The 22129-nt window shown below is 63.2% G+C and carries 19 protein-coding genes; 10 read left to right on the plus strand and 9 right to left on the minus strand.

Going from position 1 to position 22129, the window contains the following annotated elements; genetic code table 11:
* Positions 1–181 precede the first annotated feature (181 nt).
* Complete coding sequence (locus tag KUW00_RS17730) at positions 182–742, plus strand: glycine zipper 2TM domain-containing protein (RefSeq protein ID WP_045995242.1); 561 nt, start codon at positions 182–184, stop codon at positions 740–742.
* Positions 743–897: 155 nt separating this feature from the next.
* On the opposite strand, the gene KUW00_RS17735 is transcribed toward KUW00_RS17730, so the two are convergent.
* Positions 898–1371 carry a phosphate-starvation-inducible protein PsiE gene (locus KUW00_RS17735; RefSeq protein ID WP_197037120.1) on the minus strand — a complete coding sequence of 158 codons (474 nt, stop codon included), beginning with the start codon at positions 1369–1371 and terminating at the stop codon, positions 898–900.
* Positions 1372–1542: 171 nt separating this feature from the next.
* Here KUW00_RS17735 and nhaB point away from each other — a divergent pair, with 171 nt between their 5' ends.
* Positions 1543–3084 carry a sodium/proton antiporter NhaB gene (gene nhaB / locus KUW00_RS17740; protein ID WP_222569733.1) on the plus strand — a complete coding sequence of 514 codons (1542 nt, stop codon included), beginning with the start codon at positions 1543–1545 and terminating at the stop codon, positions 3082–3084.
* Positions 3085–3113: 29 nt separating this feature from the next.
* Here nhaB and KUW00_RS17745 read toward each other — a convergent pair whose 3' ends face one another.
* The 4 genes from KUW00_RS17745 to KUW00_RS17760 form a co-directional block, all read right to left on the minus strand.
* On the minus strand, positions 3114–3401 hold the full coding sequence (locus KUW00_RS17745) for a putative quinol monooxygenase (protein ID WP_162816462.1): 288 nt from the start codon (positions 3399–3401) through the stop codon (positions 3114–3116).
* Between the two features lie 112 nt (positions 3402–3513).
* Entirely contained in the window at positions 3514–5076 is a 1563-nt protein-coding gene (locus KUW00_RS17750; RefSeq protein ID WP_222569734.1) for a tripartite tricarboxylate transporter permease, read from the minus strand.
* Between the two features lie 12 nt (positions 5077–5088).
* Positions 5089–5892, minus strand: coding sequence for a tripartite tricarboxylate transporter TctB family protein (locus KUW00_RS17755; protein WP_108132903.1), 804 nt, complete (start codon positions 5890–5892; stop codon positions 5089–5091).
* A 110-nt stretch (positions 5893–6002) separates the two neighbouring features.
* Positions 6003–7004 (minus strand): tripartite tricarboxylate transporter substrate binding protein, encoded by a 1002-nt coding sequence (locus KUW00_RS17760; protein WP_124803790.1) that lies wholly within the window; start codon positions 7002–7004, stop codon positions 6003–6005.
* Positions 7005–7220: 216 nt separating this feature from the next.
* Between KUW00_RS17760 and KUW00_RS17765 the strand changes: the two genes are divergently transcribed.
* From KUW00_RS17765 to KUW00_RS17780, 4 genes are all read left to right on the plus strand, one after another.
* Positions 7221–8237 carry an SMP-30/gluconolactonase/LRE family protein gene (locus tag KUW00_RS17765; RefSeq protein ID WP_222569735.1) on the plus strand — a complete coding sequence of 339 codons (1017 nt, stop codon included), beginning with the start codon at positions 7221–7223 and terminating at the stop codon, positions 8235–8237.
* Between the two features lie 40 nt (positions 8238–8277).
* The gene (locus KUW00_RS17770) at positions 8278–9384 is read left to right on the plus strand and encodes an isocitrate/isopropylmalate dehydrogenase family protein (RefSeq protein WP_222569736.1); all 1107 of its coding nucleotides are present in this window, start codon (positions 8278–8280) and stop codon (positions 9382–9384) included.
* Positions 9385–9505: 121 nt separating this feature from the next.
* Positions 9506–10447, plus strand: a complete 942-nt coding sequence (locus KUW00_RS17775) for a Gfo/Idh/MocA family protein (RefSeq protein ID WP_261392254.1) — start codon at positions 9506–9508, stop codon at positions 10445–10447.
* Between the two features lie 12 nt (positions 10448–10459).
* Positions 10460–11182 (plus strand): GntR family transcriptional regulator, encoded by a 723-nt coding sequence (locus KUW00_RS17780; RefSeq protein WP_108132898.1) that lies wholly within the window; start codon positions 10460–10462, stop codon positions 11180–11182.
* 49 nt (positions 11183–11231) lie between these two features.
* Here the strand turns inward: KUW00_RS17780 and KUW00_RS17785 are convergent, their stop codons facing one another.
* Both KUW00_RS17785 and KUW00_RS17790 read right to left on the minus strand, forming a co-directional pair.
* Positions 11232–12725 carry a Na+/H+ antiporter NhaC family protein gene (locus KUW00_RS17785; protein ID WP_108132897.1) on the minus strand — a complete coding sequence of 498 codons (1494 nt, stop codon included), beginning with the start codon at positions 12723–12725 and terminating at the stop codon, positions 11232–11234.
* Positions 12726–12910: 185 nt separating this feature from the next.
* The gene (locus KUW00_RS17790) at positions 12911–14287 is read right to left on the minus strand and encodes a glutamine synthetase family protein (protein ID WP_222569738.1); all 1377 of its coding nucleotides are present in this window, start codon (positions 14285–14287) and stop codon (positions 12911–12913) included.
* 249 nt (positions 14288–14536) lie between these two features.
* Here KUW00_RS17790 and KUW00_RS17795 point away from each other — a divergent pair, with 249 nt between their 5' ends.
* A complete protein-coding gene (locus KUW00_RS17795; protein WP_222569739.1) occupies positions 14537–15277 on the plus strand; it encodes a gamma-glutamyl-gamma-aminobutyrate hydrolase family protein in 741 nt (246 codons plus the stop codon).
* Between the two features lie 374 nt (positions 15278–15651).
* Entirely contained in the window at positions 15652–15993 is a 342-nt protein-coding gene (locus tag KUW00_RS17800) for a hypothetical protein (RefSeq protein ID WP_146164667.1), read from the plus strand.
* A gap of 235 nt (positions 15994–16228) precedes the next feature.
* On the opposite strand, the gene KUW00_RS17805 is transcribed toward KUW00_RS17800, so the two are convergent.
* A complete protein-coding gene (locus KUW00_RS17805; protein WP_222569740.1) occupies positions 16229–18142 on the minus strand; it encodes a Na+/H+ antiporter NhaC family protein in 1914 nt (637 codons plus the stop codon).
* Positions 18143–18449: 307 nt separating this feature from the next.
* On the opposite strand from KUW00_RS17805, the gene KUW00_RS17810 reads away from it, so the two are divergent.
* On the plus strand, positions 18450–19853 hold the full coding sequence (locus KUW00_RS17810) for an aspartate aminotransferase family protein (protein WP_222569741.1): 1404 nt from the start codon (positions 18450–18452) through the stop codon (positions 19851–19853).
* Positions 19850–21346, plus strand: a complete 1497-nt coding sequence (locus KUW00_RS17815) for an aldehyde dehydrogenase (RefSeq protein WP_108132891.1) — start codon at positions 19850–19852, stop codon at positions 21344–21346. The genes KUW00_RS17810 and KUW00_RS17815 overlap by 4 nt, the downstream gene beginning before the upstream one ends.
* 224 nt (positions 21347–21570) lie before the next feature.
* On the opposite strand, the gene KUW00_RS17820 is transcribed toward KUW00_RS17815, so the two are convergent.
* Entirely contained in the window at positions 21571–22122 is a 552-nt protein-coding gene (locus tag KUW00_RS17820; RefSeq protein ID WP_045993048.1) for a cupin domain-containing protein, read from the minus strand.
* Between the last annotated feature and the right edge of the window lie 7 nt (positions 22123–22129).

Raw genomic sequence — 22129 nt, forward strand, 5'->3', positions numbered from 1 at the left:
GCCGATTGGGGGCACCTTTGTCGGTGAGTTGCGACAGCCTCACAAACAACTTGCAAGTGGCTCCATGGTTCTTCGAACGCTGTTCGATAACGGCTAGGATAGTGTCATCACATCGCCAAGACATCTGCCGTGGCGCCTCTCGCACGCTAAGTGAGCGCCCTGGCGGAGCAAGGAGAACAGCATGAGCAAGTCGATCATCGTCGGTTCCACCCTCGCGGTCTTTGGCCTTGGTGGCCTGGCATTTGGCGCCTGGCAGGTGCAGCAGGCGCCCCAGGGGCCGCAGTTCGCCGATATTACCGCCGTCACGCCGGTCACCGAGACCGTCTCCACGCCGCGAGAGGTCTGCGAGAACGTTCAGGTGACACGCCAGGCGCCGACCCGGGATCCGCACAGCATTCTGGGCAGCGCTGCCGGTGCGGTGGTCGGTGGCCTGGTGGGCAACCAGATCGGCGGTGGCAGCGGCCGCAAGATCGCCACCGTGGCCGGTGCCATCGGCGGTGGCTTCGCCGGACGCGAAGTGCAGCGTCGGGTCGAGGCTGGCCAGACCTATACCACCACCGAACAGCGGTGCCACACCGTCAACGACACTCGTGAAAAGACCCTGGGCTACGACGTGGCCTGGGAGTATGACGGCGTGCGTCAGGTGGCGCGTCTGGAGCAGGCGCCCGACGGCGAGCGTGTGCTGATCGAGCAGGGTCAGCCCCAGTGGGACGTGGTCCGGGGTGCCCCCGACAAGTCCTGACGGGAACCTGGTTCCGGTCTTCAGCCTTCGCGTAAACACCCAGCCCCCGCCAACCGGTATCTTTCGATGCTGGCTGGCGGGGGCTGTTGTCGTCGCTGTAGTTGTGAACCTGAACGTGAACGTGGGCGAGGGCAGGGGCGCTGGCCCCGGGCGCCCTACAGATCGCTGTTGGTCTTGTTGACCACCTTGCCGAGGGCGTCGATGGGCTTGCTGGAGGGGTACTTGTAGGAGGCGAAGCGCACCGCCAGCACGGACAGGGCCAGCAGGAAGATGCCGCCGCACAGGTACAAGAGACCGGCGTCGGGCTTGGGGTGGTGGGAAATGTCACCGATCAGGTAGCGGGTCAGGGCGGTGATGGCGACATACAACAGGAAGCGAATCGGCAGGTGATTGGTCTTGAAGTAGATGCCCACCATGGCGCCCAGCTCAAGATAGATGAACAGCAGCAGGATGTCGTCGACGCTGGCGTGGCCACTGGTCAGCATGTCGAGGAAGGCGACCACCGAGGCCCAGGCGATCATCCCGCCGATGACGAAGAGTCCCAGGTAGTGAAAGCCTTCCACGAGCAGGTTGCCGATGGTATCGGCGTGATGGTGCATCTTGTCGCGGCTGGTGCGAGCCCATTTCACAGGCGATTCCTCATCGGTGGGTGTGGTGGCGTCTTTCACGCTAGCCCGGCGTGGTAGGCGTGACAAGCCGATACTCCGTTGGTTCAGGGCGGTTTGTTGACGCAGTCACGCGGATTGCGCCGCTTTTCACCGGCATACTGAAACGCCGCCGTATCGACAAGGAGCCGGTCGATGGTGACGACGCTGCCCCAGGCCTTCTTTCGCAACTTTATCGGTCCCTCGCCGGACTGGTACAAGACCGCCATCCTGGTCTGCCTTGTGATCAATCCGCTGGTCTACGCCTGGTCTGGGGGATTCGTCGCGGGATGGCTGTTGCTGGTCGAATTCATCTTCACCTTGACCATGGCGCTGAAGTGCTATCCGTTGCAGCCTGGTGGGCTGCTGGCACTGGAAGCCGTGGCCATCGGCATGACCGGCCCCGACAGTGTGATGCACGAGGTGGCGCTCAACCTGGACGTCCTGCTGTTGCTGGTGTTCATGGTGGCGGGCATCACTTTCATGAAGCAGCTGTTGCTCAAGGCGTTCACACGCCTGCTGATCGGTGTCACGTCCAAGCGTCTGCTGTCGCTGTGTTTCTGCGTGACGACGGCAGCGCTCTCCGCCTTTCTGGATGCCTTGACGGTGATCGCGGTGGTGATCAGCGTGACGGTGGGTTTCTACGCCATCTATCATCGGGTGGCGTCGATGAAGGGGCAGCACGACGATCATGACTACAGCGATGATAGCGGGCTCCCCGAGGTCAGCCACCAGGACCTGATCGACTATCGTCGCTTTCTGCGCTCGCTGCTGCTCCACGCCGCCATGGGGACCGCCCTCGGCGGTGTCACGACCATGGTCGGTGAGCCCCAGAACCTGATCATCGCCGAGCAGGCTGGCTGGGGCTTTGGCGAATTTGTGCTGCGTATGGCGCCTGTCACTCTGCCGGTGCTGGTGGCAGGCCTTGCCACCTGCCTGCTGGTGGAAAGCCTGCGCTGTTTTGGTTACGGCCAGCGTCTACCGGCCAAGGTACGCGCCATCCTGGTCGAGCACGACCGCCAGGAGCGGGCAGGCCAGTCGCTGATCGAGGTGGCCAGGTTATGGGTGCAAGCGGCGGTGCTGGTCTGGCTGGTGGTGGCGCTGGCTCGCCACGAGGCGTCGGTGGGGCTGATCGGGCTTGCCGTCATTGTGTTGGCAAGCGCCTTTCTCGGTGTCACCGAGGAGCACGCCCTTGGCAAGGCCTTCGAGGAAGCCTTGCCCTTCACCGCCCTGCTGGTGGTGTTCTTCGCGGTGGTGGCGGTGATCATCGAGCAGGATCTGTTTGCACCGGTGATCGAGCTGGTGCTGTCACGCCAAGGCAGTGAGCAGCTGGGCCTGGTGTACGTGACCAATGGTCTGCTGTCGATGGTCTCGGACAACGTCTTCGTCGGCACCGTCTACATCAGCGAAATCCACTCGGCCTTAAGCGCTGCGCGCATCGGCGCCGAGCAGTTCGACCTGCTGGCCGTGGCGGTGGCCTGCGGCACCAACCTGCCGTCGGTGGCGATGCCCAATGGCCAGGCAGCCTTTCTGTTTCTGCTGACCTCGGCGGTGGCACCGCTGATTCGCCTTTCCTACGGCCGCATGGTGTGGATGGCCGCACCCTATACCCTCGCACTCAGCCTGGTGGGGTTTGTGTGCGTACGCTACGTGCTGGTGCCTGCCAATCAGGCGATGCAGGCCATGGGGTGGCTGTAGCGTTGGTTTGCTCGTAGATCCAGGCTGCGTCAAGCCTGGCGCAGGTCTCCTTGAAGGACCTTCTTCTCCGCCACCAGCGGTGCGCTCTTCTGATCGAAGGCATGAAAGTGGTCGGTGTCCAGATGCCATCTGAAGGCGTCTTGGTCCCGGTAGAGCTCGTAGAGGACGAAGGTGTTCTCGTTCCGTAGTCGAACCACATCGAAGCGCTGGCAGTGACGTTCCTTTTCCAGGCTATCCGAGGCTTGGCGGAGCAGTAGTGCCTCGAGGCGATCGGCACACCCTTGCTGCGGGGTAAAACTGACGATGACGGCGTGCACGGTGAATGTCTCCTGTCTGGGGTGGATGAGAGCGGTGACTGATGAGAGCGGGGTGGATGAGCGTTGGTGTCGGCAGCTCGGTGCCGACACCCGTCCCCTTGTCGATGTGACGCTACTGAGGGTCGTCGGCGCCATGCGCTGGCTTGCCAGCTAGCGCACGCCCTCTGAATTTTTTCCATAGGCGGCTGCGATAGCGCTTCCAGGCCGGGATCTGAGACGCGATGGTCAGCACGATCACGGCGATCAGCAGTAGCGACACCGGTCGTTCGAAGAATCCCATCAGGCTGCCCTCGGACACCATCAGGGCGCGGCGCAGGTTTTCGTCCGCCATCGGGCCCAGAATGACGCCGATGACCAGAGGCGAAATCGGATAGTCCATCTCTCCCAGGACGTAGGCGGCGATGCCGATCGGCACCATCAGGTAGAGATTCAGCAGGCTGAGGCCCAGCGCGTAGGACCCGATAACCGACAGCACCGCGACAATCGGCAGAAAGATTGACGAGGGTACCCGCAGCACCTTGATGACGTGCTTGGCCAGAAACATGCCGTTGATCCACATGGCCAGGGAGGCGAGGGCGATGATGGCGGTGAGCTCGACCAGGAAGTTGGGCTGGGTGATGGCGATCATCGGACCCGGGTTCAGGCCGTGCAGCATCAACGCGCCCAGCAGCATTACCGCCGGTGGGCTACCTGGAATGCCGAGTGTCGTCAGAGGAATGAGCGCACCACCAATACAGGCATTGTTGGCCGTTTCCGACGAGACCAGGCCGGCAGGTTCGCCCTTGCCGAAGCGTTCAGGGTGGGCAGAGGAGTTCTGGGCGGTACCGTAGGACACCCAGCCGGCGATATCCTCGCCGACGCCGGGGACGGCACCGATACCCACGCCGATGAACGCCGAGCGGATGACGTGGCGCAGATTGCGGAAGACTGCACGGAATTCGGGCAGCACGCGCTTGACGGGCTGGGGACTGCCGAGGGCTACCCTGTCGCGCAAGGTGCGAATGATCTGCGGGATCGCAAAGGCGCCGATCAACACCGGAACGACCTCGATGCCACCGTCCAGCTCCGGCAGGCCGAAGGTGAACCTGGGGAAGAACTGAAGCTGGTCGCGACCGATCGTCGATAGCGCAAGGCCCAGCAGTCCGGCGATCCATCCCTTGTAGACCAGGTCCTTGCTCGTCAGGGTGCCGCTGATGATGATGCCGAAGAGCGCCAGAAGAAAGAATTCATAGGACGTGAACTGCAGTGCAGCCTCGGAGATCAGCGGTGCCAGGGCGACCAGCGCGACCATGCCGATCAGGGTGCCGATAAAGGACGCGGTGGTGGTCATGCCGAGCGCCTTGCCGCCTTCCCCCCGTTGGGCCATGGGGTAGCCGTCCATGGCGGTGGCGGCGCCCGCCGCGGTGCCGGGGATATTGATGAGAATGGCCGGGTAGGACCCACCGTACACCGCCCCCACGTACATGGCGATCAGCGAGATCAGTGCGGTCTGAAGGTCCATCGAATAGGTCAGCGTGGTCAGCAGGGCGACCCCGAGCGTCGCGGTCAGGCCGGGAAGCGCCCCGAAGATGATACCCAGGAAGCTCGACCCCAGCAGTAGCGCCACCATGGCGGGGTTGGTAAGGATCTGCCAGATGGCATGCGCGAATACCGAAAGCTGCGCGATAAAGTCCATGCGAGTGTCTCCTTAACCTTGGGCCGTCAGGCGGCTGACGAGGGCTTGCATGGTGTCTATCACCAGACCTTCCACCGGGAGTGGCACCAGCAGGAAGAAACGGAAGATCGGTACCAGCACCAGGGGAACGGCAATGCTGACCAGCACGACGGTGCGCAGTTTCCTGCATTCGCTAGGCGAATGGCGCAGCAACCACCAGGCGATGGTGGCGACTGTCAGAAGCGTGGCGATAGCTACCAGATCCAGGGCGTACTGCTGAGATGTGGGCCGATGGCTCAGTAGTGTGATGAGCACGCAAGCGATGACGGCGCCGACCAGTGTCAGGGGAATGAGAGCCACCTTTTCGATATAGAAAGGTGTGATGAAGAGAAAGAGGAAGAGGGCGCTGGCCAGTGCAAAATCGACGCTGGGGACGAACGAGTAAACGTACAGACCGATAAAGGCCATGATCACGGCCACACGACAGGATGCAGAAGCTGGAAACGACGCCTTCGATCGGCCCTTCGAGGCGCTCTCTCTACGTCTGGCGCCGCCATCGAGGATGGCGCGTCGCAGCAACAGCAGCGACACCAACCCCAGGGTAACGGCGATCGACAGAGGGAACAGCGCGGGGGAAACGTACCAGGCGTTGGTGACACCGCCGTAGCTGTCGGTCATGGGGAAGGTGAGGGATTTTGCGAGCATGGCGAATGCCAGCAGCAGCAGTGCCAGGCTCGTGAAGAAATCGCGGCGTCGCCGCTGGATGAGTTCGTCGTTCCCCGAGAAAGCGGCGCCTGCCTGATTCTCGGGTTCAGGGAGCTGTTTGCTGTCAACCATGATGTGTCCAGTGAACCTGATGTTCTACGAGGTATTGACGTGGCCCGGAAAATGCCCGGAGGCAACGATTGCCTCCGGGCCTTCGGTTATCGGGAACGAAGAAGTCGCGATCAGGGCCTTGGAATATTCAATTCCTCCGGATTGATGGAAGCAGACTCCAGGTCATACAGCGTCCATGAGAAGAGGGACTCGAGCCGAGAGAATTCCTCCGAAGCTTCTTCTCCCGTCTTGCCGGACAACTGGAAGTAGTTGTCCTCTGCCCACTGTTTTACCGCGTCGGTTTCCAGTGCCTGCTCGAACGCCTGTTCAAGGGTCTCCTTGACCTCCTCCGGGGCATCGTCGCGGACGGCAAAACCGATGGTCTGTCGAATAGGCAGATATTCCTTCAACTGCGGATAGCTGTCGAAGGCAGAGGGGATTTCACCGGTTCCCTCGATGTCGACCGGGCTATCGGTCAACACTGCCAGGGGCCGAAGTCGATTGGCCGCAATCAGTTGCTGCTGCTCGGCAAGAGAGGTGATGACCACGCTGACTTCACCCGTGATGGCGGCGTTCTGGCCCGGCGCGGAACCCGGGTAGGGAATGAAGTTGAGATCTGCCCCCGTGCCTTTCTCGAAGGCGAGCAGATTGAGGTGATGAACGGAGCCCGAGCCCCCCGCGGCTGCCTTGATGGTGACGTCGCCGCTGGAGGCCGCCTCCACCAGTTCTTCCAGGGTGGTATAGGACGAATTGCTGCCTACGGAGATCAGGTCCGGCGATCCCCCGATGATGAAGGGGTACCAGCTGTCGAAGGTATTTTCCCAGCCGCCCTGGACCGCCGCGGCGACATTCGATTCGGACAGACCTGCCAACGTGTAGCCGTCGGCGGGCTGGTTGCTGACATGGCTCATGCCGATGGAGCCGGCGACACCGCCCGGTTTGTTGACCACGTTGATGCGCCTTGGAAGGAAGGCATTCATTTCTGCACTGACGACCCGGTTTGCGACATCGGTGCCGCCGCCGGCCGACCACACGACCACATTGGTGATGTCGCGTTCGGGGTAGTCCGCGGCGGCTGCGTGAAAGGAGAGACCCATGAGCAGGGCGATTGCTGGCGTGACATGACGTTTCATTTGGCTTCCTCGTCGCTTGTTGTTGTGCCGGTCGCCCGGGTGGCTGACGCGGTCTGGTCTTGACCGGCTTTGTGCATGTGTTAATGTATGCGTTAACGAGTTGGTCGTCAAACGCTGGTGAAAGGGCCACGGAAACGGTCCCTCGGAACATCGAAATCCCGGAACAACAAGAAGACTGACCAACGCAAGAACAGAACAACGAGACCCAGGAACAACATGATCGAACTCGAAGCGCTGGACTATAGCGGTGGCGACTTGAGTCGGCCCGAATGCGTGCTGACACATTCGAGTGGCCTGCTGATGACCGCAGACTGGACCGACAGCGGTGGCGTGGCGATCTTCCGCCATGCGGATCGCGCGCCGGCCCTTCGCATCCTGTCGAACCAGCAGGGCTTCCAGCTTCGTCCCAACGGTATTGCTCTGGAAGACGACGGCGGTGTGATCGCGACCCATCTGGGCGAAGACCAGGGGGGCGTCTTTCGGCTGCACGTCGATGGCGCCCTGGAGCCATTGGTGACCGAGATCGACGGTGTCGCCCTGCCTCCCACCAACTTCGTTCATCGAGACGGCGCCGGTCGCCTCTGGATCACCGTCAGTACCCGTCAGCAGCCCCGCGCCAAGGGGTACAGCGCGGCGGTGGCCGACGGTTTTATTGCTCTGGCCAACGCCGATGGCAGTGACGCCAGAATCGTCGCCGATGGCCTGGGTTACACCAACGAGTGCGCCCTGCACCCCGATGGGCAGTGGCTTTACGTCAATGAAACCTTTGCCCGCCGGCTGAGCCGTTTTTCCGTGGAGGAAAAGGGACGACTCGGCGAGCGCCAGACCGTCTGTGAGTTCGGCCCTGGCACCTTTCCCGATGGGGTGACCTTCGATGTCGAAGGCGGGGCCTGGATCACCAGTATCGTCAGCAACCGGGTCATCCGGGTCTCGCCGACCGGGGAGCAGAGTGTCGTGCTGGAAGACAGCGACGAGGCCTATCTCAAGCAAGTGGAGGAGGCGTTTGACGCCGGTCGGATGGGGCGCCCTCACCTGGATGGCGTCGTCAGTCGTCGACTCGGTCACGTATCGAGCCTGGCATTTGGCGGCCGCGACCTCGATCGGGCTTACCTTGGCTGCCTGCTGGGAGACCGCCTTGCCTCGTTTCAGGCGCCAGTGCGTGGCGTGGCGCCGATCCATTGGCGTGCTCCCTTGACCCGATTGCGTTCGGCACTCGCCGGCGCCGATGCCTGACTTCTTCAAGTAACAACCAACAATAGCGAGAGGCTGTCAAATGACCAACAAGACCCACTTTTCCATCGCTGTCTTTCCCGGTGACGGCATTGGCCAGGAAATCATGAAGCCGTGCGTCACGCTGCTGGAGGCAGCCATGGCGCGGGTCGGTGGCGTATCGGCGAGCTTCGAGGAGCTGCCTGCCGGTGCTGCCCACTTCAGGGATACAGGGGAGTCGCTTCCCGAGGCCTCGTTGAAGCGTGCCGACGAGGCCGATGCGATCCTGCTGGGTGCCATGGGACTGCCGGACGTTCGCTATCCGGATGGCACCGAGATCTCGCCACAGATCGACTTCCGCTTCCGTTTCGGCCTGTACGCCGGGGTCAGGCCGGTGCGCACCATCGCCGGGCTTCAGCCGATGCTCAATAACCCCAGCGCCCACGAACTCGACTTCGTGATCGTGCGCGAGTCCACCGAGGGCCTGTTTGCGTCTCACGGCAGGGGCGAGATCAAGGGCGACGAGGAAGCGCGCGATACCCTGGTCATCACCCGGGATGTGAGTCAGCGACTGTTCGACTTCACCCTGGCGCTGGGCCAAAGCCGCCAGGCCCAGGGGGGGAAGGGCAGGGTGACCTGTGTCGACAAGGCCAATGTGTTCAAGTCCTTTGCCTTCTTCCGCAAGATCTTCGACGAGCGGGCCGAGGCGCATCCGCAGCTCGACTGCGACCACATGTACGTGGACGCGGCGGCGCTCAACATGGTCACCAGGCCCTGGGATCTCGACGTGATGGTCACCGAGAATATGTTCGGCGACATACTGTCCGACCTGGGCGCCGGTCTGATCGGTGGCATGGGTTACGCGCCTTCTGCGGACATCGGCGATGATCACGCGGTCTTTCAACCATGCCATGGCAGTGCGCCGGATATCGCTGGCAAGGGCCTCGCCAATCCAACGGCCATGGTGCTGTCCGGTGTGATGATGCTGGAGTGGCTGGGAGAGAAGCACGACTGTGAGCCGGCGCTGAAGGCAGGCAAGTTGCTGCGAGAGGCCGTGGACGCTGCCTTTGCCACTGGCACCCTGGTGACCTGCGAGCTGGGCGGGGATGCCGGTACGACCGCGGTGTTCGAGGCGGTCATGGCCGAGCTGGTCGAGCTCCCGATCCAGTAGCTTTTGATGGTTGGGTGGTGCGCCGCTCACAATGGCAGGTCGCAGGAGGTAGGTTGTTGATGGAAAAGCTAAGGGTCGCAGCGGTTGGCGCCGGATACTTCAGCCAGTTTCAATATGACGCTTGGCCACCTCACGTGCTCGGGAGGTGGCCAAGCGTCATGGGGGCTGGGAGGTCTACTCGGATGTCCTGGCGATGCTGGAGGAAGCGCGCGCCGACGTGCTGGATATCATCACGCCGCCCTCTTCACACCTGGCCTTGATCCGCCTTGCGGCGGAACGCGGGGTGAACGTGATCTGCCAGAAGCCGTTTTGCAAAAGCCTGGAGGAGGCGCGCCAAGCCGCCGCCCTGGCCGAGCAAGCCGGGATTGAACTGATCGTTCATGAAAACGTCCGGTTTCAGCCCTGGTACGAAGAGATCCAGCGGCAGATCGCCGCGGGCAGGCTGGGGCAGATCTATCAGGCGACGTTCCGGCTGCGCCCGGGAGATGGACAGGGGCCGCAGGCCTATCTGGAGAGGCAGCCGTACTTTCAGAAGATGGAGCGGTTTCTGATCCACGAGACCGGGATACATTGGATCGACACCTTTCGCTATCTCTTCGGCGAGGTGTCCGCTGTCTATGCCGAACTGAGGCGCCTCAACCCGGCTATCGCCGGTGAGGATGCGGGGCATGTCATTATGGAGTGTGCCGGTGGCGTTCGCGCCGTTCTGGATGGCAACCGCCTGTCCGATCATTGCGCCGATAACCGGCGGCTGACCATGGGCGAAATGACCATCGAAGGAAGCGAGGGTGTGCTGGTGCTGAGAGGCGATGGCACCCTGGGTTACAGAAGGCACGGGGAGAATCTGTGGCAGGATATCGACTATGAGTGGGTGGATCACGGTTTTGGCGGGGACTGCGTCTATCGGTTCAGCCGCCATGTGGTGGACGGCCTGATGGGGCGGTCGAGGTTGGCAAATACCGCGTCTGGCTATCTCGCCAACATGAACATCGAAGAGGCTGTCTACACCTCTGCCAGAGAAGGCAGGCGGCTTCGTGTGTCCAGTGACGTCTGTGGAAGCTGAGGATTTGCAGCGATGAACTCAAGAGACACGTCTTCTCGACCCGTGCCGGCGAGCAGGGGCGAGGGGCCTCCGGGGGATAAGCTGTCGCTGCCGGAAAAGGCGTACTACGAGATAAAGCGTCGGATACTCGACAACGAGTTTTCCTCGGGATCCTTTCGCCTCGAGAAGGAGTTGGCGGAACTGCTCGACATGAGCCGGACGCCCGTTCGAGAGGCAATGATTCGGCTGGCCAATGAAGGGCTGGTGGAAATCAGGCCGCGCCACGGTATGCGCGTGTTGCCGGTATCGGCCGAGGATATGGTCGAGATATACGATGTGTTGACGGCGCTCGAGACCCAGGCGGTCGAGTTGCTGGCACGACGTGGATTATCCGACCAGGAGCTCGGCCAGTTGATGGATGCGGTGGATGAAATGGACGATGCCCTGGCCGATGACGACCTGACCCGCTGGGCAGCGGCGGACGAGCGATTCCATCTGCTGCTGGTGGAGTTGTGCGGCAATCGCCGCATCGCCACCATCGTCAACACCTATTGGGATCAGTCCCACCGTGTGCGCATGTTGACCCTGGGACTACGGCCACGGCCGACGTCATCGAACAACGACCATCGGGCCGTTGTCCAGGCCATTCAGAATGGTGACGTCATCGCCGCCAGGGACCATCACCGGGAGCACCGGGTAAATAGCGGCAGGATGCTGGTGGAGCTACTCGACAAGTACGGTCTTTCTTCGATCTAGGCGTGTGTCGCGATACGAAAACCGGGAGCGCATTGCGCTCCCGGTTTCGTTACACCAGTGCGTAGCCCAGCGCCACGAAGCCGAGGCTGGTGACGGTTGCCCCGATCAGGGTGTAGGGCAGCTGGGTCAGGGCGTGCTGCATCGGCAGGACGCCGCTGCCCTGAGATGACAGTACCGAGGAGTCCGAGAAGAAGCAGGCGTGGCTACCGAAGCTCGAGGCCGACAGCAGGGCGCCCACTACCAGTGGCATCGACACCTCCATATGGGCGGCCATCGGGATCACGATGGGGATCGAGATCACGAACACGCCCCAGGACGATCCGGTGGCGAACACCACCACCGCCATGGAGATGAAGACGATGGCCGGCAGCAGCGCCGGGGTGATGTAGGGCGCCAGGGCGTCGATCATGAACTGGGTCATGCCGAGCTGGTCGTTGACCTCCTTGAGCACGAAGCCAACGGCGACGATGGCCAACGGCAGCATCATGGTGCGAAAGCCGTCCATGATCGAGTCCATCAGGCTCGAGAAGGTGGACAGGCGCTGCACCAGGAACAGCACGATGGTGAACAGGGTGGCGGCGATGACGCCCTTGAGCAGGTCGATCTCGAAGTAGGCGCTGGCGCCGATCAGCACCGCCATCGGGGCGACGAAGTTGAACAGGCCAAGCCAGGGGTTGCCACGCGGGGTGTCGTCGCCAAGCGGCTCATCCGGGGCGCCGTCGGGAATCGTCTGGCCGGCGCGGGCGCGGGCCTCGGCGGTCTTCATCGGGCCAAGATCCGGCACGATGCTCATGGCCACCAGAAAGACCAGGCCCATGGCGACCCAGCCATACAGCATGTAGGGAATCGACTGGATGTACAGCCACATGCCAGGGCCATCGGTGGCGCCGTTGGTTTCCAGCAGCTCGGCAAAGTACACCGCCCAGGTCGAGATCGGCACCAGTACGCAGATCGGGGCGGCGGTGGAGTCGACGATATAGGCAAGCTTTTCCCGCGATACGCCGAAACGGTCGGTCAACCGCTTCATCGCCGCCGAGGTTGCCAGCGCATTGAGGTAGTCGTCGATGAAGATCAACAGTCCCAGTACCGCAGTGCACAGCAGTGACTGACGGCGGGTCTTGACCAGGCGACTCATGAAGTGGCTGAAGCTCAGGGTGCAGCCGGACTTCTCGAGCATGGCGATAAAACCACCCATCAGGCCGCATACCAGGATCAGCCAGGCGATGGTCTCGTTCATCATGACCGACAGCGAGACGTCGGCCAGGGCACCGATATAGTCGCTCGGCTCGATCAGGATAAGCCCGGACAGCGCGCCGATGGCCAGGGCCTCCAGGGTCCTGTGGGTGGCAATCGCCACCACCAGCACGATCAGCGAAGGCACCAGGCTGATCCAGCCGAAGGGGGTGCCGGCTTCGTGGTGGAAGGTCAGGCCGGCCACCAGGGCAATGAGTCCTGCGACCATGGCAAAGGTGCGACCCTTGCCCTTCTGGCTGGGCTTGCCGGGGGCGAAGGGATGGGTGGACGGTGCGTTGGTCTGGGTCATGGCGTCACCTCCAGTGCGAGGCCTGGATCGATGACAAGGGGCGTTGTGGTTGTCATGAGGGAGGTACCCGTGATTGCTGTGAGTTATATCGGGTTGTTGAGGTCTTGCGTTCGTGCCGGGCGAGCGCACAGGGCGTCCCTGCCCGGTACGTGAGTCCGGGGCGATAGCGTCGTGACTTCCCGCGCTCAGACGTGGCGCAGGTACCAGTCGTACTCCAGGCGACTGACGCTTTGCATGGCCAGTTCGCGCTCGGCGCGACGGTTGGCCAGAAACACCTTGAGAAACGCCTGGCCGAAGGCTTCCCCGAGGGGTTCGCTGTGCTCCAGCAGGTCGAGGGCCTTTGACCAGCTGTTGGTCAGGGTGGGCTCGTACTGGCGGTAGGCGTTACCAGTGACGGACTCCCCCGGCGAGACAGCGGTTTCCAGACCGTGACAGACCGAGGCCAGCAGGGTGGCCAGCAGCAGATAGGGATTGGCATCGGCTCCGGCTACTCGATGTTCTACCCGGCGGGCGGCGTTGGCTCCAGAGGGGATTCTCAGTGCCACCGAGCGGTTATCGTAGCCCCAGGTCGGCGTCATCGGCACATAGAGGCCGGGCTGGAAACGTCGGAAGGAGTTCAGATTGGGCGCAAACAGCGCCATCGAAGCAGGCATCAGCTCCATCAGGCCACCGATGGCATGACGCAAGGCAGGGGTCCCCAGCGGGTCACCATCGCTGTCGGCGAAGACATTGTCGCCGCTTTCGTCGATCAGGCTCATGTGGACGTGCATGCCGTTGCCGGCCTCGCCGCCGTAGAGCTTGGCCATGAAGGTGGCCTCGAAGCCGTGGCGCAGTGCCACGCCCTTGATCAGGCGCTTGAGCAGCACCGCGCTGTCGCAGGCCTTCATCACGTCATCGCCGTGGATCAGGTTGATCTCGAACTGCCCCGGGGCGCACTCCTTGAGCGCGGTGTCCAGTGGCAGTTGCTGTAGCTGGGCGGCGGCGTGCACCTCCTCGAGGAAGTCGGCGTACTCGTCGAGTTCGTTGATCGAATATAGCTGGCTATCGCTCGCCCGCTCGCCGCTGGCCGGGGAACGGCAGGGCTGGGCCATACCCATCTCGTCGCGTTGGCGATCGACCAGATAGAATTCGAGCTCCAGCGCGACCACCGCCTTGAGGCCGCGCTCGGCCAGTCGCTCGACCTGGCGCGCCAGCACGTTGCGGGGATCGGCGAAGAAGGGGCCGTCCTGGTCATCGCGCATGTTCATCAGCAGTTGCGCCTGGCGTCCCTTGCGCTGCCAGGGCGTGACCATCAGGGTGCCGGGAATGGGGCGGCAGACCTGATCGCGATCGCCGATGTCGAGCCCCAGCCCGGTTTCCTCGACGGTATTGCCGGTGATGTCGAGGGCGAACACCGAGCCGGGGAGCTGGATGCCGCTTACGTAGGCCTTTTCGAGGTTGTCACGGGGGATGCGCTTGCCGCGCAGCACTCCGTTCATGTCGCTGATCAGCAGGTCTACGCTGTCGACCTCGGGATGTCGGGCCAGAAAGTCGCGAGCTTCGTCGACGCTGGGGGTGCCCATGCTGTCACCTTTTGTTGGTTCGTTGTGATGTGGCTAGTGTTTCGCTGACCGGGCCATGGTGTCAAATTATTTACGCGTAGAGGTGAGGGGTTTGTCGAGGTGTTGAGAGGTCCTTTGTTTTATTTAAGTCAGTAGAAACATATAGTTGATAGTCTTTCTGTCAAGATTTTCGGCGCCGGGCTTGGCAAGAAAATCCGACCAAGGTATGTTGAGGAAACCATAACAACGGATAGAGCTGCGAGGAGTTCGATGAACATTCGTCCGCTGGTTGGCGTCATCGCCTGCCGTCGAGAGGTCGAGGGGCACCCGGCCCACATGGTGACCGACAAGTATCTGCGCGCCCTGCGTGACTACGGTCTTGAACCGATCATGCTGCCGGTGTGGCAAGGGCAGGGCCAGGAAGATGCCCGGGCGCTGCTGGCGCGCCTCGATGGACTGGTGCTGACCGGCAGCTACACCAACGTACTGCCCGAGCGCTACGGTGCTGAACGCGAACCGGAGAATACCCGGGACGACGTGGATCGCGACGCCGCCGCCATGAGCTGGGTGCCGCTGGCGCTGGAGCAGCAATTGCCGCTCTTGGGCATCTGTCGAGGATTTCAGGAGCTCAACGTGGCCTTCGGCGGTAGTCTGCACCAGGCGGTGCAGCGGGTGCCGGGGCGGCTGGATCACCGCGAGCCGGAGGGTGAAAAGGCCGAGCAGTATGCGCCGGTACACGGCCTCGAGATTCAGCCAGGTGGCCGTCTGGCCGCGCTTTACCCCGAGGCCAGCGCGCGGGTCAACTCGCTGCATCAGCAGGGTGTCGATCGACTTGGTGAGGGGCTGCGCGTCGAGGCGCTGGCGCCGGACGGGCTGGTGGAAGCCATCTCGGTGGCTGACGCGCCGGGGTTCACCCTGGCGGTACAGTGGCATCCGGAGTGGGAGCCCCAGTCCCATCCGCTGTATGACGCCATCTTCAAGGGCTTTGCTGCTGCCTGTGCGACGCACTAGGGCTTGTCTGAAAAGTGCCTGCACTCGGTAATACGGCGTTAAAAATCGGATCAAAATGCTCATTTACACCCCGTAAACTGCGCTTTCTCACCGATTTTTGCCTTGTCTAACCTTCGCTCGTCGACTTTTCGGACAGCGCCTAATGTCCTGGGCGTCGGCGTCGTGCCGAGTTGGGCAATGACGTCAGCCAGGCGGTGTGTTTGACGCTGTGTTCTGCCTGCTTCGATGAATACTGTGCCGACTTACCACTGTCGGTGGGGAAAAGCTGTCCGCTGCCTCGACAGGCATAGAGATCCTTCTATGCTCAAACGGTGAGGATCGCCCCTGATGCTCGCAGTTGGATGCCCCCTCTCAAGGAATCGAAGGAGAAGACCATGGTGATCAAGCGTTCGTCTTTGATGCTGGTGCTTGCGGGTTCGCTGCTGTCTCTGAGCGCGGCGACGGCCCTGGCGGAGTCTAGTGCCCAGGATGAGCATCGCCAGGAAATGGAAGAGCAGGCGGCCACTTCTCAGCCCGGTGAAGGCATGATGGATCAGACCAACGAGACCTTGCTGGAAGGGTCCGCCGCGGCTACCGAGAAGCGTCAGGAAATGCTCGAGGGCACTTCGGACCCGGGCAATGCCGAGGGTAAGATGGATGGCTACAACGCCGAACTGCTCGAAGGCAGTGCGGCCGCCACCGAAAAACGTCAGGAGATGATGAAAGAGCAGGAGTAAGCCTGCGACGGGGTCATCGCCCCAGGCCTCCTGGCGACCCATCACTTAGCAGATGGCAGCGGTGCCGTAGTCACAGGGCCACCACGTCGTGCTGGCACCCTTTCGCAACGTCGTCACAACACTTGAAGTCGTCCCAACGAAAGCGCCGCCCCAGGAGGGCGGCGCTGTCGTTGTGATGGTAGTAAGTCGTCACGCTGGACGGAGCGGGCGCTGGCGAGCCAGCGCCCGGAGGCGCTCAGGCGCTGGCGTCGCTGGCCGTCGCTACCTTCGTTGCCGCGGTCGCGCGCTGGCCCAGGGTGAACAGCACCGCGGTCAGGGTGGCGACGCCTCCCGCCAGGCCCAGCCACCAAGGCAGGCCGAAACCGGTGCCGAGTGCGCCGAACAGCAGCGCCACGATGCCGACCAGCATGGCGTAGGGTAGCTGCGTCCTGACGTGGTCGATCAGATCACAGCCGCTGGCCATGGCCGCAAGCAGGGTGGTCTCGGCCAGCGGCGAGCAATGATCGCCCCACACCGCGCCGGCCAGTACTCCCGCCACCGAGGCGTACAGCAGCGGCATGCCTTCGGCGGTGCCGGCCATGCCATTGTGCTCGAGTACGGCCCAGGCCAGCGGTACCACCAGCGGCATCATGATGCCCATGACACCCCATGACGAACCGGTGGCGAAGGCGGTGAAGCCGGCCAGGCCGAAGATCACCGCCGGCATCCACTGCGGTGACAGGCTATCGCCCAGCACCGTGACAAGAAAGTCACTGGTGTGCAGGTCCTCGTTCACGCTGGCCAGGGCCCAGGCCATCATCAGGATGGTGATCGGCAGCAGCATCGACTTGACGCCCTCGAACCAGTAGTGGGCGGTTTCGGTCATGCTCATCAGTCGCTGCGCCTGGGTCATGATCACCGCCGTCACGCAGGCCGCCAGCGAACCCCACATCATGGCGCTGAACGAGTCGCCCTCGCCGAAGATGTCGCGCAGCTGATGGTCACCGCCGCCGAGGGCATCGAGGCCGGTGGCGTAGATCCCGCCCAGGGTGATCGCCACCAGCACGATCATCGGTATCACCGCGTTCAGCGCCCGGGTCGGAATGCCTTCCTTGGTGGGGATGTCGGCTTCCTCGACGATGGCTTCCCGGCTGCTCATTGCCTGGCGGGCGCCGGGCTCGGACAGTGCCTTGCGCTCGGCGGTGAGCATGGGGCCGAAGTCACGACCGCTCCAGGCCACCAGGAAGACGAAGGCGAGCGCCAGGATCGGATAGGCGTTGTAGGGAATGGCGTTGACGAACACCGAGTAGGCGGACTCGTTCCAGTCGTCAATGGCATCCATCGCCTCGCTGATCAGCCCGACCTGAAAGCCGATCCAGGTGGTCACCAGCATGATCGCGGACACCGGTGCGGCGGTACTGTCCACCAGGTAGGCCAGCTTGGCTCGCGAGATCCTCACGCGGTCGGTGATATGGCGCATGGTGTTGCCGACGATCAGGGCATTGGCGTAGTCGTCGAAGAAGATGGCCAGACCCAAAAGTGCGGTGGAATTCTGCGCCTGGCGTCGTCCACGGATCACTCGCGCGATGCGCTCGGCGATGCCGCGGGTGCCGCCGTTGCGCGAGATGATGCCGACCATGCCGCCGATCAGCAGGCAAAACAGCACGATCGACATATGGTCGCTGTCGCTGGCGGCGGACAGCACGTGGACGTTGACCGAGTCACCGAAGGCGCCGAGCAGGGCGCCGGCGTTCATGCCGTGGAGCACCCAGCCGCCGAGCAACAGCCCGGCAAACAGCGCCAGGATGACCTGGCGGAAGGCCAGCGCCAGGGTGATGGCGGTCAGGGCAGGCAGCAGCGAGAGCCAGGCGGGAACAGGGTCGAGTTCGAGGGTGGCGGCGGGGGTGTTGGAGGCGTCGTAAAGCGACAGGGTGCGTGGGCCGTCGGTGACGGTCAGGTTCAGCGTCGCGACCCCGTCGGCGTCGACCTCGAGCGGATGGCGACGAGTGCCGTCGTCGATGAGCCAGGGGCGGTCGGGATCAAGCCCGCTGGCCTGGACGTCGGTGGCGACCCCTTCGAGCAGGATGTCCGGGCCGGTCAGCTGGGGTGCTGCCTGGACGGTGGAAAGGCTCGCCCACAGCAGCAAGAGCGACAGCAGAAGCAAAGGCACGCATCGGGTTTTTCGCCGGCCTGTCGGCGAAGGATATGGTGGTTTCATGGTGGCCCCGGTTGTTGTTGGAAGGTGTGGAGAGTGCCGTTTGGCGTCAATGAAAGTTGGTCGTTTGGCCGTTAGTTGTCAATTTTTTTTGTGGCTAAAAATAAAAAATATCGACATTGTACGATGGTAGTAGACGGTAAATCAGTAGTTTATGGTTTTTTTATGAGGAAATGCTGCGCCGGGCTTGGCTTTCACGAGAAGGGTGGTTATGTTGAGTAAACCATAACAAAGCAACTCACCAATATCGGGAGACTTGGCCATGACCTCGCCAGGCGCCGCACGGCTCAAAGAGCTCGATCGCGAACACCATCTGCACCCCTTCACCGACTTCAAGGCGCTCGGGGAGGAAGGCAGTCGTATCATCGTTGACGCCGAGGGGGTCTACATCCAGGACGCGGATGGGCATCGCATCCTCGATGGCATGGCGGGACTGTGGTGCGTCAACCTCGGCTATGGGCGGCAGGAGCTGGTGGACGCCGCCAGCGAGCAGCTCACCCAGCTGCCGTACTACAACAATTTCTTCAAGACCACCCATCCACCGGCGGTGGAGCTTGCCGAGACCCTGTGTCGACTGGCACCGGCGCACATGAACCGGGTGTTCTTCACCGGTTCCGGCTCCGAGGCCAACGACACCGTGCTGCGGATGGTGCGTCGCTACTGGGCGCTCAAGGGCCAGCCAGACAAGCAGTGGATCATCGGTCGCGAAAACGGCTATCACGGCTCCACCGTGGCCGGCATGAGCCTGGGCGGCATGGCGCCGATGCATGAACAGGGTGGCCCCTGTGTGCCGGGTATCACCCACATCCGTCAGCCTTACTGGTTCGGCGAAGGGCGTGATCAGACCCCGGAGGCCTTCGGCCGTGCCTGCGCCGAGGCGCTCGAGGCGCGTATCCAGGAGCTGGGGTCCGACAAGGTCGCGGCCTTTATCGCCGAGCCGGTACAGGGTGCCGGCGGCGCCATCATTCCCCCGGACAGCTACTGGCCGGCGATCAAGGAGGTGCTCGAGCGCCACCAGATCCTGCTGGTGGTCGACGAGGTGATCTGTGGTTTCGGCCGTCTGGGCGAGTGGTTCGGCAGCGTCCACTACGACCTCAAGCCCGACCTGATGCCGATCGCCAAGGGGCTGTCCTCCGGCTACCTGCCGATCGGTGGGGTGCTGGTCGGTGATCGTGTCGCCGACACGCTGATCGACGAGGGTGGCGAGTTCTACCACGGCTTCACCTACTCGGGGCATCCGGTGTGCGCCGCGGTAGCGCTCAAGAACCTTGAGTTGATGCAGGCCGAGGGCGTGGTCGAGCGGGTGCGTGATGATCTGGGGCCTTACCTGGCGACGCACTGGAAGTCCCTGGAGTCCCACCCGCTGATCGGCGAGGCGCGCTCGCTGGGTCTGATCGGCGCCCTGGAGATCGTCGCCGACAAGGACAGCGGCAAGCGCTTCGACAAGTCGCTGGCGGTGGGCAACCTGTGTCGCGATATCTGCTTCGAGACAGGCCTGGTGATGCGCTCGGTGGGAGACACCATGGTCATTTCACCGCCCCTGGTGATCAGCCACGATGAAATCGACGAACTGGTGCGTCTTGCCCGGGAGGCGCTGGACGAGACGCTGCGCCGGTTGACCGCCCAGGGCGTCGAGATCACCGCCGCCGAGGAGGCTGATGCATGAGTCGTCCCCTCGACAAGGCTGGCTGGCAGGCCATGGCCGACACCCTGACGGCGCGGCTGGAAACCCGCGCCTATATCGATGACCGCTTCGTCGACGCCGCCGGCGGCGAGACCTTCGAGACCATCAACCCCGCCACGGGGGAAGTACTGGCGCGGGTCGCAAGCTGTGATCAGGCCGATGCCGAGCTGGCGGTTGCCCACGCCCGGCGCGCCTTCGATGGTGGTGAATGGTCGCGCCTGGCGCCGACCCGGCGCAAGCGGGTGCTGCTGCGGCTGGCCGAGCTGATGGAGGCCCACCGCGACGAACTGGCGCTGCTCGACACTCTGGACATGGGCAAGCCGATCACCAGCGCGCTGGGTGACATGGCCGGCGCCATCGGCGCGATGCGTCACCAGGCCGAATCCATCGACAAGCTCTATGGCGAGGTCGCGCCCACCGGCGAAGAGGCGCTCGCGCTGGTGCTGCGCGAGCCGATCGGGGTGGTGGCGTCCATCGTGCCCTGGAACTTCCCGATGATGATGACCGCCTGGAAGATCGCACCGGCCCTGGCCGCCGGCAACAGCGTCATCCTCAAGCCATCGGAGAAGTCGCCACTGTCGGCGCTGCGTCTGGCTGCCCTGGCCCAGGAGGCCGGCCTGCCACGCGGCGTGCTGCAGGTGTTGCCGGGCTTTGGTCACACCGTGGGCAAGGCGCTGGCGCTGTCGATGGACGTCGACTGTCTGGCCTTCACCGGCTCCACCGCGGTCGGTAAGCAGCTGATGCAGTACGCCGGTCAGTCGAACCTCAAGCGGGTCTATCTGGAGTGCGGTGGCAAGAGCCCCAATCTGGTGTTTGCCGACTGCAGGAATCTCGCCCAGGTGGCGCACCACGCCGCCGAGGCGATCTTCCACAACCAGGGGGAGGTGTGTATCGCCGGTTCGCGGCTGCTGGTCGAGAACAGTGTGCGCGAGGCCTTTATCGAGCACCTGCTGGCGGCGGCCGAGTCGATGCAGCCGGGGGATCCGCTGGACCCGTCGAGCTTCATGGGGGCGATTGTCGATGCGACCCAGCACCGTCGCATCCTCGACTTCATTCGCCAGGGGCAGGAAGAAGGCGGACGGCTGCGTGCCGGCGGCGAGGCGCTCGACGGGCCGGGGCTGTTCATCCAGCCGACGGTGTTCGACGGTGTCACCGAGGACATGACGATCGGGCGTGAAGAGATCTTTGGCCCGGTGCTGTCGGTGTTCGGCTTCGACAGCGAAGAGCAGGCCATCGCCCTGGCCAACGACTCGGTCTATGGGCTGGCCGCCGGGGTGTGGAGTCAGGACGTCGATCGCATCATGCGGGTCAGTCGTCGTCTGCAGTCGGGCCAGGTGTTCGTCAACAACTGGGCAGGCGGGGACCAGAGCGTGCCCTTCGGCGGGGTCAAGCAGTCCGGCAATGGCCGCGACAAGTCGCACCACTCGCTGGCCGAATACACCGAACTCAAGAGCGTCTGGATCGCCTTGAACTAGACTCCCGGTCCGATGTCATTAACGCGCACTGATGGGAGATGACTCCCTGATTGGCCACGCCTTGCGTGGCCTTTTTTGTGGTTTGCAGGGCGGGCAGTGCCGAAGGGTAGGGGGCTGTCAGTGTCCGAGCGTTGCTAGAAGGCACGGGCTGGGGTGGTGCAGCTGACCAGATGGCAGGAACTGGGCGGGCGCCGCTAAGCCGACGCCACGGTATTCGCCGCTCGCTAGAAGGCTCGCGCCGGGGTGGTGCAGCTGACTAGCCGACAGAGGGTCTCGCTAGGGTTGCGAAAGCGGTGGGGCACGTTGGTGTCGAAGTAGTACGCCTCGCCGGCGCCAAGTACCCGGGTCTCGGCACCGATGGTGATCTCGATCTCGCCCTCGAGCACCACCCCGGCTTCCTCGCCCTGGTGGGTGATCATCTCGCGGCCGGTATCGGTACCCGGGGGGTAGGTCTCGATCAGAAACGACAGGGCGCGTGACTCGCGGTTGGCGCCCACCAGCTTGAACACCACGTCGCCGCTGCCCATGTCGGTCAGTTCGTCGGCGCTGTAGAACACCTGGTTCTTGCTCTCCAGATCCATGGTGAAGAAGTCGCCGACGCTCATCGGGATGGCGTCGAGGATCTTTTTCAGCGAGCTGACCGAGGGGCTGACCTTGCCCTGTTCGATCAGCGACAGGCTGGAATGGGTCACCCCGCAGCGCTTGGCCAGCTCGCGCTGGGAGATATTGCGCAGGTTTCGCAGGGCCCTCAGGCGGGTACCGACATCGTCCGACATCGCGGGT

This window comes from Halomonas sp. DP5N14-9, assembly GCF_019802175.1.
Classification (GTDB): domain Bacteria; phylum Pseudomonadota; class Gammaproteobacteria; order Pseudomonadales; family Halomonadaceae; genus Halomonas; species Halomonas litopenaei.